Source organism: Mesobacillus sp. AQ2, assembly GCF_030122805.1.
Classification (GTDB): domain Bacteria; phylum Bacillota; class Bacilli; order Bacillales; family Cytobacillaceae; genus Mesobacillus; species Mesobacillus oceanisediminis_A.
Genome location: NZ_CP126080.1, coordinates 221,029 through 235,037, shown reverse-complemented (window position 1 = coordinate 235,037; position 14,009 = coordinate 221,029). Strand labels below are relative to the sequence as shown.

The window sequence follows — 14,009 nt, the reverse complement described above, 5'->3', positions numbered from 1 at the left end:
GATTTATTCCTGAAAAACTAAATATATTCCTTAAAAACACAATTATATTCCTTAGAAAATGGTTTTTATTCCTTAAACGTCAGATTATATTCCTCAAAAACAGATTTTATTCCCAAGCCCATAAAAAAACAGGCCCAGGTTACTCTGAGCCTGCTTGACGATTCTTATTTTTCCATATCGGCCAATACCGATTTGGCGACCATTTCCATCTCTTCAGGTGATAAGTCTGTGGATGCCAGCATATAATCGACTCCGAGATGTGTCCATGAAATCGATGTTTCGTTCATAGCACCAACCGTGAATCCAAGGTCGACAGGCTTTCCAGTCATATTGATGGCCGAGGACATCGCAGGCATGGCATTCGCTTTCTCCTGGATGAGCGTGAATGACTTGTCGCCGTCGTATGTCAAGACAACTCGCTTGCCATCCTCTGTCTTGATTTCCTTTTCATCGATCAGCGTCACGCCCGGGATTTCGGCGACTGGATATTTCACTGTAAATTCCTTGTCTTCCACATCAGCCATAACCGGTACCTCAAGCTGAGCACCTGTCATGTTCTTTTTCATGTCAAACGCATCTTTATCAAAGCTTGCGTCGAATTTCACATCAGAGAATTCTACCGTCACCAGCGCATTGCGGTCCGGATCCATCACCTTCACGCTTACTGGCGCAAGACTCTTCTTTTTCAGCTTGATTTCCTGGATTGGAAGCATCTTGTTGTTCTGGTATCTTGTTTTCGTCTCGAACACGTAATGTTCCTTGGTAGCCGAGAATTTCGCTTGCTTATCCTCGAGGATATCTGTGATTAAAGATTCGTACAGATAAGCCTGGCTGCTGTTCTTCGGCCAGTCGCTCTGGAAACGGAAGCTCTTGTTCAGCGCAGGTGTCAGAACAAAGACTCCCTCATCATTCCTGAGGATCATCTGACTTTGGTCCTTCTGGGCATTCTTCAAATTCACACGGTAAAATGACGGATCTTTGTGCCAAATCTCCACATCATACACTTGCGGCTCGGTACCCATCTGCAATGTCATCTTTGCCTTAGCTTTGTAACTCTTTAAATCATTGAGCGTTCCGTCCAAGTCCTTAACCACAGATTCCTGTGATTTTGTACCGCAGGCAGCCAGAGCAAAAATAACCATGAACCCGGCGAGAAGCAGCAATAACCTTTTCTTCATTCTTCCAACCCCTTTTAGTCTCATTTAAACGTGTAAAGGGAAAGAAAGGACAGGAATAAGACACCGGCTGCAAAATTGCTTGAGTAGTCTTCGTGCAGCCATATTCTCGCCGCCCTAGCCTTGTCTCCCTTACTGCATTATGAATATATGAGACAACCTGGGCGAATATGCCCCCGGGATTGACAAGCATTTTAAATTTTTTCGATGACTACCTGCGCAATGGCGTAATGCTCGCTGTGAGAGATCGACAGGTGAATTCCTTCCATATAAGGCTTTGTGATAACCGGGCGTCCATGCGGGTCGTTTTCGATTTCAATATCCATGAAAGACAATTCCCTGCCGATGCCAGTCCCTTTTGCTTTTGAAAAAGCTTCCTTAGCTGCCCATCGTCCTGCAAGGAACTCAATTGCCCTCCGTTCCTTATATTGACGATAAACTTCTCTTTCTTTCTCGGTTAACACTCTATCAGGAAAACGCGGCTGCGACTCCACCAGTTTGCGGATCCGCCCGATTTCCACAATATCGATTCCTGTTCCGATGATCATTTTTACAGCTCCCTTCTAAAAAAGCTTCATTCAGCATACAAAATAGTGTACAACTTTTGCCAATTAGGGCTATCCTTTAAAATAGGATTATCATTAAACCAGAGCGATTTGATTAAGCCTCACGATATCAGTAACCAGGAGGTTTCCATGTTTACAAGGACTGAAAACTTGCGTGACTACATTCGCTTTTACCCGGTCATTACCTTCATCATATTCATTCATATCTTATTATACTTGCTGACAGCATTGCCAATTTTTCCGAGCAAATACCTGTTTGAACGTTTGGCAGGAGTGAACCTGTATGTTGTCAACGGAGAATACTGGCGGATCGTCACCCCCATCTTCATGCATGCCGGCTTTGCGCACATGCTGTTCAACAGCTTTTCGCTTGTCTTGTTCGGACCGGCGCTGGAGCAGCTGCTCGGCAGAACAAAGTTCATCCTGGTATATCTTGTTACAGGGATTGCCGCGAACCTCGCCACCCTGTTGCTTGAACCGCTGACTTATACACATGTCGGCTCAAGCGGCGCAATTTTTGGCCTGTTCGGTTTCTATATTTCTATCATTATGTTCCGGAAAGCGATGATGTCGCGCGAGAACTCGCAGACAATCATGACCATTGCCATCATCGCCGTCATCATGACCTTCGTCCAGTCGAACATCAACATTACCGCCCATATTTTCGGAATGCTGTCGGGCTTCCTGATTGGCGCGGCGGCCTACAGAAGGTAAAAAAAGCGCCCAGCAGGCGCTTTTTTCGTATCTTTCAATATGTGTGCTTTATGTTTCATGCAAATACCAGCGTTTTGTCCTCACTCTGGCATTTCGAGTGAAACAACATTCGACCTGTCAATCTGGCATTTCATGCGAATACCAGTTATAAATTTGATCAGCGTCCCGCTTTTCGAGATCGATGACTTTGCCTCCGGCGCCGCCATGTCCGGACATGACAATCGCTTCTACAGTGGCAAGCTTCTTTTTCTTCTGAAAAGAGCTTTGTTTGACACTGAAGGATTGGATTTTATTTTTCCTCATATATACAGTGTTTTTGGCCATGTTCCGATAACGGAATGTCAGCATCCCTTCGTCAAGACTCCAGCCTGCATCCTTGTAATTGAGGTATGACCAGATGGCCGAGAGAGCGAGCAGAATAAGCGCTCCGTATCCCCACGGCCTCAAAAACCAGATGGCCAGTGCGATGACCGGCAGGACGAACAGCCAGCCTTTCAACAAATATCTCCGGTATGCCCGCGGAGGTGCGGGCGATAGATTGACGCGGAAATGGTAATCCGTCAAATACGGTTCAAGCAGGCCGGGGATTTTTCTTTTTTTCACAATCGGCAGTATGAGGACCTTTGAGCTTTCCTGGTCAAGCGCCGATCCGCCCGCACTTTCAACGAATGCCGACGCATATCCAAGCGGCTGCCTGATAAGGTTCTCGCTGATCCGGACTGCCTGGATCCGATTCAACGGGATCGTAAACTGCCTCTTCTCCAATAATCCCCGGGTTATGACAAGATCATTGTCGACTTTCCTCACGGTAAAATTAGCGTATTTTAGCATCGTCCCAAGAAGCGCGATGAGCCAAGCCAGCAGAAACCCGATGAAAACGACAACACTGATAAAAATAACGCCGTTTTGGACAAAGTTTTCCACTCCATCAAAAATCTGTTCATAAGGGATGAATTCTTCAAACTGGAACACGAACGCCAGCACTGCGGAGATGACAACCCCTACTCCGCCTGAAGTCGTTGCCAGCATCAACAACTCAGGAACTGATATTTTATAAAGTACCTCTTCACTTGAAGACAGGTCCTCTTCTCCTTGCTGGATTTGCCCATGCTTCTTGATGGAGACCAGGTAATCATGGATTTCCTGGGCATCCTGCTTCGTGATGGCCGTGAGTACCGCTTCGCCATCCTGCAGGCCCATCCCGCCGGAGCCCGCTGTCTCTACTTTTACCTTCACAAGCCCGAAAAGCCGCTGTAAAATTCCTTCCGACAAATCAAGGCTTTGAATCCGGTCGAATGGAATGTACCGTTTTTTTCTGACAATCAGTCCATATTCAATCCTTAGTTCACCCTGCTCGATTCGATATGTAAATCTATACCATGACAGAACCCCATATACTAACACCAGTACGACTACCGCGATTGACCCAATGAAATAAAACAAGTCCCAATCCGTGCCCCTGCTGCCGAAGACGACGAAGATCAGGAATGGAATGATCATTTCTTTCAGCTGTCGGAGTGCATTGACAATCGCGGCCACTGGATGCAGTCTTTTCGGCTCAGACATCTTCATCCGCCACCCTTGCCAGCCTGGAAATGGACGTTCTCAAGCTCTCCGCTTCCTCCATATCAAGCGCTGGTATTTCATGGACCGTCGCAGCGGTTGACACCGTCACCGTCGATAAACCATATTTCCTTAACAATGGCCCCTGCAGCGTATCAACATGCTGGACCCGAATCATCGGGATCAGCGTCCTTTTCACAATAAAAACTCCATATTGAAGCTCGATCTCCTGTTCCCTGACTTCGTAACGCCAGCGTTTCCAGCGCAGCTTCGGCAATAAAAAAATGAACAAATAGCTATATACAACTGCCACGGAAATAGCAGCTCCAATTATCCAATTCGGAAAATCAAAAATCATCGTAATGGCGATCAGACCGCCAGCTAATATCCAAACCAACAGGGAGTGAAGACCAGCGGCAATTTTCCAGACAGTCAAAGCCCGCTCGGAAATCCGCTTTTGCGGCTCAGAAATCGTCATAAGTTATCCTCCCATTATTACCAATTAATAGCACCTTCCTAAGTATACAACAACTCCCCACTCCTGGGGCACTAAATTAGCAAGGAATGTGCTGGGAATGAGATTCACTAAGGGGCCATCCGACGAGTGAATGGCAAATGAAGAGCCGATTCGACAGGAGCCTGGTTCTCATGGAATTTATCGACTATTTCAGGAGGAAGCTGCTGCCGTCTATGACTTCGATTTCCGGTATTTGTTTTAAATCCTCTGCCAGCTTAAACAGGGCCAGATCTTTCTTTTTCGCTTCGATCATACAGTGGATTTCAGGAACGGAGCCTTTTATTCCGTTCAGGAAGTCCATGAACATCTTTACATCGACATATTCGGCGTGTGCGCGGAACTCTTTTTCCGAACGAGGGCTTGATATATGCATCTTCACAGGGAGCATGGATTGCTCCCATGTCCCGACGACACGCTCCCATTGCGCTTCCCAGTTTATATACTCATGATGGGCGAGATGGTGATGGTAATCGAACACGAGCGGGATCCCCAATTTCTCGCAAAGATATAGCGTGTCATGCAGAGTGAACGAAGTATCATCATTTTCAAGCATGATCATGCTTTGCAGCCGGGTAGAGACCAGCCCCCAGTTATGGATGAATTGTTCAAGGGCTTTCTCCCTGTTCTCATACACTCCGCCTACATGGAGGACGCATCGATGCTCAGGGTCAATCCCCATCCCCTTCAAAAACGCATGGTGCATCGCCAGCGTCTTGACCGAGTTGTTGAGCGTATCGGTCTTCAATGTATTCAGAAGGACAAAATGATCCGGATGAAAATCAACCCTCATTGGATTCTCATGTAAAAAATCAGCAATTTCCTTGAGTGGCTTTTTTAACGCCCGCATATACTTCCAATCGGAAAGCTCCTCATGATTGGCAAGCGGAATCAGCCGGGAGCTAAGCCGGAAAAAGTGAATCTCATTCGCCTTGCTGTGCCTTAAAAGGCGGAGGCAGTTTTCAAGATTGGAAACCGCGATTCTTTCAAGCTTATTGATCGCCGCTTCACGGTCCTTGATTCCCTGGAATTGCTTGAAAGTCATCGTCTGTGACGGCGAAGCATTCTTCAACTCCTCGCTCATCGCCACATATCCCAGCCTCACAATCGTCATCAGATTCACCCCACTCTTTTTTCAGTAGTATGCCCAACTAACATGAGCGGCAAGTTCTAATTTTGCGGTTCATATGCGGCCGATATCCAGATTCAGGACGAAGAGTTAAGCTAGTTTGGCGGACTGTTGGTCGATATATTTGGAAATGTGGTCGATAAAATGGCAAATGTGGTCGATATATTTCAAAATGTGGTCGATATAATCGGAAATGTGATTGATATATTCTGAAAGGTGGTCGAATAATTAAAATATCCCGATCTGTTGCGGAGATTTCATGGGGTGCAACCCAATATGGGGTCGGTAAATCCTAAAAAGTGATTATTACTTTTCTAAAATCCTCTTAAAAACAGCAGGATTCATACAATAAAGTGAACACTTCACTAAAAAAAACACTCACTTTTCAAAAATCGCATAAAAAAATCCCCGGCTGGGTAAACCAACCGGGGATTTCGTGTTTATTTTAGCGTGATGATCTTGATTTGTAGCTGCCGCCTTCTCTGCTGCCGCCACCGCCTGTGCGTTTTGTTCCAGAACGTGGCTTGTAAGGCTTCTTACGGCCATCGCCTCTGTTATCGTAACGTCTGCGGTCGCCCCCTTGAGGCTTTTTGTCTCTTCCGTTTGGAAGAGGCTTTTCCTCAGTAAGCTTAACAGGAGTTGTATCAGGCTCTTTAGTGAGCATTTTCAATACGGATGCAACGACTGTTTGAGCATCATGGTCTTTTAATAGCTCATCTGCAGCCTGGCGGTAGTATTGAAGGTTGTTTGACTCGATTGTTTGTGTAATCTTTTCAATAACAGCTCTTTGCTGGCCTTCAAGCGCCTGGTCCAGGGTTGGAGCAGTCATTTTTTCCATACGGCGTTTAGTTGTTTTTTCCACTACATGAAGGTATGAAGTCTCTCTATGTGTGACAAACGTGATCGCCATACCCTCTTTACCTGCACGGCCAGTACGTCCGATACGGTGTACATAGCTTTCAGGGTCCTGAGGGATATCGAAGTTGTATACATGCGTTACGCCAGAGATATCAAGTCCACGCGCTGCAACATCTGTTGCAACAAGAACGTCGATTGAACCTTCCTTGAACTTTCTTAATACGGACATACGCTTAGCCTGTGTCAGGTCTCCGTGGATGCCTTCAGCTGTGTAGCCGCGAAGGTTCAATGCTTCAGAAAGCTCATCAACACGGCGCTTTGTGCGTCCGAAGATGATTGCCAGTTCCGGTGACTGGATGTCAAGAAGACGAGTAAGGACGTCGAACTTGTTCTTTTCCTGAACCTCAACATAGTATTGCTCGATCAAAGGAACAGTCATTTCCTTTGCTTTAACTTTAACAACTTCAGGGTCCTTCATGAAGCGCTCAGCGATCTTGCGGATCGGTCCCGGCATTGTTGCCGAGAACAATAATGTCTGGCGTTCGTTAGGGATTTGCGCAAGGATGGCTTCGATATCTTCGATGAAGCCCATGTTCAGCATTTCATCTGCTTCGTCAAGGATGACTGTTTCGACATTATCCAGACGGATTGTCTTTCTGTTGATATGGTCAAGCAGACGTCCTGGTGTTCCGACGATGATATGCGGACCTTTTTTCAGTGCGCGAATCTGGCGGTTGATGTCCTGTCCGCCGTAGATAGCAAGTACGCCGACTCTTTTGCCAGCACCAATTTTATATAATTCCTCGGAAACCTGGATAGCCAATTCACGGGTTGGCGCGATGATAATTCCCTGGATGTTATGGTTTTCTTTCTTGATTTTTTCCACTAGAGGAATACCGAAAGCCGCAGTCTTACCAGTACCTGTCTGTGCCTGGCCGATCACGTCTTTATTTTGAAGGCTGATTGGAATCGTCTCTGCCTGAATCGGAGTTGCTTCCTCAAAACCCATATTCTTTACAGCTTTTAATGTTGCGGGGCTAATCCCCATGTCTTGGAACATTGTCAACTTTGCTCATTCTCCTTTATGTTCACATTTATCCCGCACCGGTTCTTCCGATGCTTCGTTTATTTAAGTGGCTGTTTAAGGATCCAAATCATTTCTGATTCTGGTTAGTTTATCGTACCTTTACGGCAAAATAGGTGTTAGCACCTTGTGTTTTAAGCAGGGCTGAATCAGCAGTCGCTTGCGTATGCTGAAGCACAGAACCTGAAATATTAGCAAAAAAAGACATTCTCCAGCACGGGAGTATGTCCGCTTAAAGGATTTTCTCAGTTAGACACTCAATATTCATCATACCATCTTTAGTCAGGAAAAGCAATTTTCGAGACGAAGCTTCAGCTGCTGATTCCCTCTCTCGGTTTGGAGGTCAAAAAATCATATACTTCATCAAAAAGGTGTTCTTTTTCGTCGCAGTGGCAAATCAGATGTTTGGAGTTCTTATAAAAAATCAGCCGTTTTTCCTTTGCGCCGATGTTTTCATAAAGATAACGGGCGCTCTTGGGAGGGACGATGCCATCGCTCTCGCCCTGGGCGATCAAGGTAGGCACCTTGACATCGTTGAGAATAGGCTTGATTTGGTTTACAAGCCTGCGAAACTGCAAGGTTGCGGTCATGGGTGTTTCTTTGATTTTTCTCGTGTAACGCCTGAACAACTCATTTTCCTTCAATTTTCCTTTTACAGTATCTCTCATCATTTCCCTGATGTCGAATGCAAGCTGCTTTGGATTCACATAATAGGCAGCGGCACTAAGCAGGACCAGTTTATCGACCGGATAGGCTGAGGCCAGATAGCTGGCAATCAGACCGCCCATCGAAAACCCGACTACATATACGGTATCACACTCATTCAATAGAGCTTTCAGTTCCCTTTCAGCATGGTCAATCCACTCGTTATGCTTTATTCCCTTCAAACTTAGCTCATCGCCATGTCCAGGAAGGGTGGGAACAACTATTTTCCAGTCAGTCCGCGCTTTTAATGACTGGGCTAAAGGCTCAACTTCATAAGGAGCTCCGGTAAATCCATGGATCAGCAGACAACCTATCATAACCATCACCCATTAGTTTTTCTCGTATTTAATCTTTCCCCATTTTAAATGATTTAACCCAGAATTTCCTCGATAAAGCATTACAAATCAACACCAAAAAGATGTCCCGGTTAAAGGACATCTTTTTTGCTGGTTATTTTTGAAGCGCCTGGACGACTTCCTCAAGCGCCATACCGCGTGATGCTTTTACCAAAACGATTGTTTCATCGGTTACATAATTTTTCAGTTCTTCACTCAATTGCTGTTTATCATCGAAAGCAAAGACCCTGTTTTCACCAAGGACTTCTTTTGCACCTCTGGCGATCGATTCGCTCAGCTTGCCGTATGTGAACACGTAGTCCACCTTATCGGCATCAAGGGAAGTCCCCACTTTATAATGGTATTCTTCCTCCAGCGGCCCTAACTCGAGCATGTCACCGAGTACAAGGATTTTGCGGTTGTAGCCAGACAAATTGGCAACAAGGTCAATCGCCGCATTCATGGATGTCGGACTCGCGTTATAGGCGTCATTGATGATTTTTTCGCCGTGAGCTCCCTCTGAAAGCTCCATCCTCATGTTTGTCAGCTTCAAGCTGGCAAAGCCGTCGTTCATTTTTTCAAAAGGAACGCCCAGGAACTCTGCGGCAAGCATGGCTGCCAAGGCGTTCAGGATATTATGGTTTCCGAGGACCGGCAAATAGAACGTGTCACTGACAATGTTCGTTGTGAACTTGTTGCCATTCTCCATAGGCTCGATATCAACCGGATACAAATCATTCTCCCGGCTTGCCCCGAATGTTTTAAGTACGCCATTTCCCTTATAGTCCTGCAGTCTTTCCTGCAGTAGCGGTTCATCTCCGTGAAAAATGATCAGACCATTTTCCTGAAGGCCAGTGATGATTTCCAGTTTCGCATCAGCAATGGCTTCTCTTGAACCAAGATCAAGCAGGTGGGATTCTCCGATATTTGTGATGATCACTGCATCCGGACGACCCAATTTAGTTAAAAAATCAATCTCACCCTTGCTGCTCATCCCCATTTCAAGCACGGCAACCTCTGTATCTTCCCGAAGACGCAAAAGCGTCAGCGGAAGTCCAAGATGATTGTTGAAGTTCCCTTCTGTTTTTTGAACCTTGTATTTTTGGGCAAGCAGATTTGCTGTCATATCCTTTGTTGTCGTTTTGCCGTTGCTGCCTGTAATCCCGACAACCTTGATATCAAGTGAATCCCGGTAGTTTCTCGCAAGTTCCTGAAGAGCAGTCGTCGTGTCTTCGACGATGATGACTGGAAGGTCCTCCGGAGGATTCGGCACATCTTTTTGCCAGAGGGCCGCAGAAGCTCCGCCATTCTGGATGACATCCACTACAAATTTATGTCCGTCTGTCCGCACACCTTTAAAAGGAACAAATAGATTCCCTGCTTCAATTTTGCGAGTGTCAATCGAAACACCCTTGACCTCGATATCAGCAAATTTGCTTACATCATTCAGCCCGCCTGCCATTTTCGCGATTTGTGCTAAAGTTTTTTGGATCATACAGATTTCCTCCCATGAAAAGAGAGAACACGGCCATTAGTTCCTCCGTGTCCCCCTGGATATTAAGCATTTTTAGAATGTATATTTGATCTTCTGCTTTTCAGCGTGGCGCTCGATTCCCAGGTTCACCAGCTTTTCGATCAGCTGCGGGTATTCGACACCTGCGTGCTTCCATAAAAGCGGGAACATGCTGAATGGAGTGAATCCAGGCATTGTATTGACCTCATTGATCAAAAACTGACCATCCTTTGTCAGGAAAAAGTCAGCACGAACGAGGCCCGAGCAATCAAGCGCTTTGAAAGCTGTGATTGCCATTTCCTTAATATCTGCATATTGCTGCTCAGTGATTTCTGCGGGAATGATCATTGCCGTATCGCCATCTTCGTACTTCGCCTTGTAGTCATAGAAGTCTTTCTTAGGGACAATTTCACCTACAACCGAGCATTCAGGCTCATCGTTCCCCAGGACGCCAATTTCGATTTCCCGTGCGACAACACCCTGTTCTACGATGATTTTACGGTCAAATTGGAACGCCTCTTTGAACGCCTCTTCAAGCTCCTGCTTATTGGACGCCTTGCTGATTCCCACGCTCGATCCGAGGTTCGCTGGTTTTACAAAGCAAGGGTAACCAAGTCTTTCTTCGACTAGACCGTATACCTTCTCGCTGTCCTTTTCCCATTCGCTGCGAAGGGCTGACACATAATCCACCTGCGGCAATCCCGCCTGAGCGAAAATATTCTTCATGATGACTTTATCCATCCCTGCCGATGAGGCAAGAACACCATTTCCGACATAAGGAAGGTTCAATAGTTCAAGCAAACCCTGAACCGTGCCATCCTCACCGTTTGGTCCATGCAGCAATGGGAAGATGACATCAAGCGTCTTGCCCTCTTCCTTTCCGCCGGCCTGGAATAAAGCCGGAGTAAACGAAGGGGTTGGCAGATTCGAGCCATCCGCGAATTCAAGCTGTTTGACGTTCTCAGCAGGCGCGTTCAGCTGCGGTCCCTTGACCCACTCCCCTTCCTCCGTTATGTATATAGGATAAATCTCGTAGTTTTCGAAATCCAATGCCTTCGTCACAGCCAAAGCTGTCTGCATCGATACTTTATGTTCAGCCGATTTGCCGCCGTACAGCAGCCCGATTCTTGTCTTCATAAAAATAGACCTCCAATAAAATTCAATCCGCTTATTATTTTACCACTTTATTTTTTAATTAAGGAATTGTTATCAATATTTAATATTTGCTCTCCAGCTATACTATTTCCTGTTTTACATGCATGAAACCTGCGGGAAACACAAAATTAGCAATAGGCATCCGTTCCTGATCCAAATGCCTAATGTACTATATGACTTAACTAAGAACATCGTGAAAGGACAACACAGGTAAGGGTCATTTTTTAAAAAGGTTCTTGTTGATGGAGGCACCGCTAATTGGCCGGTTGTTTTACTGGCAAAAAACCGTCGAAATTTCCAATTCGCTATAAAAACGGGAAAGTCGCTATAAAAAATTGATTTTCGCTATATAAATGGAAAAGTCGCTATAAAAACTGATTTTTCGCTATATAAATTGATTCTCGCTCCAATTTCCGATTCTGAAACGGAATCAAACATCTGTTTTATTTTTTTTAAAGAAAAAACGCTCAGGATTCCCTGAACGCTGGTTATTTTACGATTAAAACCGGCGCTTTCACCCGTTTTGCGACTTTATGGCTGACACTGCCTAGGACCATTTCCTGCAGGCCATTCAAACCGCGGCTGCCGACGACCACGATATCAAACTGGTACTTGTTTGCATAATCAACAATCGCAGGTCCAGGTTCTCCGAGCAACTTTTCAAACTTGTAGTCCAGGTTTTCTTCTTCAAGCATATTGGTTACAGGCTGAAGCCTAGCTTTCCTTTTCTCCTCGACCACTGTCTGGTCCGCATTATGAAGGACATCCTCTTTGGAAGTTTGTCCATCAACAACATAAACTACAGTTATTTCACTGTCACCGTTAAGCTTCGCCAATTCTGCCGCTTTTTTCGCAGCTCGCACTGAATGATCGGAACCATCTGAAGCGAGCAAGATTCTATTAAATATCTCATTCCCCTCCATTTCCATAATCTAATATATAAAGAAAGCACGCTGATTCGTCAACGTGCTTTTTCAAACTTATTTTAGTGTCCCGTAAGCTTTGAGCCTTCTCGTTTGTGAACAGCCAATTTGTCAATCAAGTGGGAGCTTGGTTCATTCAAGCCTTGCAAACGGACCACGTTACCGTTCTCTCTCAATTTGATGATGATTTTATCAATAGCCGCAACCGCTGAATCATCCCACAAATGGGCATGAGTCAGATCGATGACGACTTCTTTTGCTGTTTCTTTCAAATCGAATGATTCAAGCAGATCTGTAACGGACGCGAAGAATACTTGTCCTGTAACAAAATACGTACGGCGTTCAGCGGCAACATCAAGTGTTGAAGTAACTTTTACCTTTGAAATCTTTGCGACAAAGAAAATCGCACTTAATATGATTCCGGCAAATACACCTTTTGAAAGGTCATGCGTAAACACTGTTGTTACAGTGGTGACAACCATGACGATTGAGTCTGTAACAGGAGTCTTTGCCATGCCTTTAATGGATGACCAGTCAAATGTTCCGATAGATACCATGAACATGACTCCTACAAGGGCAGCCATTGGAATTTGGACAACGATATTTCCTAACACAAGAATCAGGAACATAAGGAATGTACCGGCAACGAGCGCAGACAGTCTGCCTCTGCCGCCAGATTTTACATTGATGACGGATTGGCCGATCATTGCGCAGCCTGCCATGCCGCCGAATAATCCGGCAACGATATTCGCAATTCCCTGGCCGCGGCTTTCTTTGTTTTTATCACTTGAAGTATCTGTCATGTCATCGACGATTGAAGCCGTCAGTAAGGACTCAAGCAAACCAACGATCGACAAAGCCAATGAATATGGGAAGATGATTTTTAATGTTTCGAGATTGAATGGTACATCAGGAATCAGGAAAGTTGGCAATGCAGCCGTCAGATTCCCCATGTCGCCAACTGTTCTCACATCACTTTTCGTCATCAGAGCAATTACTGTAATGACGATAATCGCTACAAGTGGTGATGGAACTGCTTTTGTGATGCGCGGAAAAAGATAGATGATTGCGAGCGCGCCCGCTACCATTGCATACATAACCCATGTAGCATCTACAAATTGCTCAAGCTGTGCCATGAAAATCAGAATCGCAAGTGCATTCACGAAACCGACCATAACGGAACGCGGAATGAACTTCATGAATCTTGCCAATTTAAACACACCAAACAGAATCTGCAGGACACCTGTCAAAATTGTAGCTGCCATCAAATATTGCAAACCATGGTCAGCAACAAGTGTCACCATCAGCAGCGCCATCGCACCGGTCGCGGCTGAAATCATGCCAGGACGGCCGCCGACAATCGCGATTGTCACAGCAATAGCGAATGAAGCGTAAAGTCCTACCATCGGGTCAACACCAGCAATAATCGAAAAGGCGATCGCTTCAGGAATCAAAGCAAGCGCAACGACAATCCCTGAAAGGATGTCCCCTTTCACGTTGCCAAACCATTGTTCTTTAATTGTATTAGTATTCAAGTAAACACCCCTTAATTTTTATTTTATGGCTTCCTACTCTCAAGCAAGCCGGGTCCGATTAAAACAGGATTTATCATAACATATTTATTAAAGCTATCAACCATTGTTGTAAGCGCTGTTTTTTATGTATTTCTTCAAATATTGACTGATATCTCCGTTTTTCACATAGATGAAGTAAAAACCTTAAAATGTAAATCGGCCTTCTACCTTGCTTGTTTAAAGCTTTTTAAAACGGAACTT

At 45.3% G+C, this 14,009-nt stretch carries 12 protein-coding genes; 1 reads left to right on the top strand and 11 read right to left on the bottom strand.

The window, feature by feature from the left end:
* Positions 1 to 164 precede the first annotated feature (164 nt).
* Complete coding sequence (locus QNH36_RS01265) at positions 165 to 1,178, bottom strand: LolA family protein (RefSeq protein WP_283904492.1); 1,014 nt, start codon at positions 1,176 to 1,178, stop codon at positions 165 to 167.
* A 191-nt stretch (positions 1,179 to 1,369) separates the two neighbouring features.
* A complete protein-coding gene (gene acpS, locus QNH36_RS01260; RefSeq protein WP_251544793.1) occupies positions 1,370 to 1,723 on the bottom strand; it encodes a holo-ACP synthase in 354 nt (117 codons plus the stop codon).
* Between the two features lie 147 nt (positions 1,724 to 1,870).
* Between acpS and QNH36_RS01255 the strand changes: the two genes are divergently transcribed.
* Complete coding sequence (locus QNH36_RS01255) at positions 1,871 to 2,455, top strand: rhomboid family intramembrane serine protease (RefSeq protein ID WP_144481172.1); 585 nt, start codon at positions 1,871 to 1,873, stop codon at positions 2,453 to 2,455.
* Positions 2,456 to 2,572: 117 nt separating this feature from the next.
* Here QNH36_RS01255 and QNH36_RS01250 read toward each other — a convergent pair whose 3' ends face one another.
* The 9 genes from QNH36_RS01250 to QNH36_RS01210 all read right to left on the bottom strand — a co-directional run bounded on the left by QNH36_RS01250 (position 2,573) and on the right by QNH36_RS01210 (position 13,769).
* A complete protein-coding gene (locus tag QNH36_RS01250; protein WP_283904491.1) occupies positions 2,573 to 4,021 on the bottom strand; it encodes a PH domain-containing protein in 1,449 nt (482 codons plus the stop codon).
* Positions 4,014 to 4,496 (bottom strand): PH domain-containing protein, encoded by a 483-nt coding sequence (locus QNH36_RS01245; RefSeq protein WP_251544795.1) that lies wholly within the window; start codon positions 4,494 to 4,496, stop codon positions 4,014 to 4,016. Before QNH36_RS01245 ends, QNH36_RS01250 begins: the two co-directional genes overlap by 8 nt.
* 184 nt (positions 4,497 to 4,680) lie before the next feature.
* Positions 4,681 to 5,646: a UV DNA damage repair endonuclease UvsE gene (gene uvsE, locus QNH36_RS01240; protein WP_283904490.1), complete on the bottom strand. Its 966-nt coding sequence runs from the start codon at positions 5,644 to 5,646 to the stop codon at positions 4,681 to 4,683.
* Between the two features lie 460 nt (positions 5,647 to 6,106).
* The gene (gene cshA, locus QNH36_RS01235) at positions 6,107 to 7,585 is read right to left on the bottom strand and encodes a degradosome RNA helicase CshA (protein WP_283904489.1); all 1,479 of its coding nucleotides are present in this window, start codon (positions 7,583 to 7,585) and stop codon (positions 6,107 to 6,109) included.
* Positions 7,586 to 7,914: 329 nt separating this feature from the next.
* Positions 7,915 to 8,625: an alpha/beta hydrolase gene (locus QNH36_RS01230; protein ID WP_144481180.1), complete on the bottom strand. Its 711-nt coding sequence runs from the start codon at positions 8,623 to 8,625 to the stop codon at positions 7,915 to 7,917.
* Positions 8,626 to 8,758: 133 nt separating this feature from the next.
* Complete coding sequence (locus QNH36_RS01225; protein ID WP_251544797.1) at positions 8,759 to 10,138, bottom strand: UDP-N-acetylmuramoyl-tripeptide--D-alanyl-D-alanine ligase; 1,380 nt, start codon at positions 10,136 to 10,138, stop codon at positions 8,759 to 8,761.
* 72 nt (positions 10,139 to 10,210) lie between these two features.
* On the bottom strand, positions 10,211 to 11,293 hold the full coding sequence (locus tag QNH36_RS01220) for a D-alanine--D-alanine ligase (RefSeq protein ID WP_283904488.1): 1,083 nt from the start codon (positions 11,291 to 11,293) through the stop codon (positions 10,211 to 10,213).
* A 506-nt stretch (positions 11,294 to 11,799) separates the two neighbouring features.
* Entirely contained in the window at positions 11,800 to 12,219 is a 420-nt protein-coding gene (locus QNH36_RS01215) for a universal stress protein (protein ID WP_144481186.1), read from the bottom strand.
* 77 nt (positions 12,220 to 12,296) lie between these two features.
* A complete protein-coding gene (locus tag QNH36_RS01210; RefSeq protein WP_283904487.1) occupies positions 12,297 to 13,769 on the bottom strand; it encodes a SulP family inorganic anion transporter in 1,473 nt (490 codons plus the stop codon).
* Positions 13,770 to 14,009 lie beyond the last annotated feature (240 nt).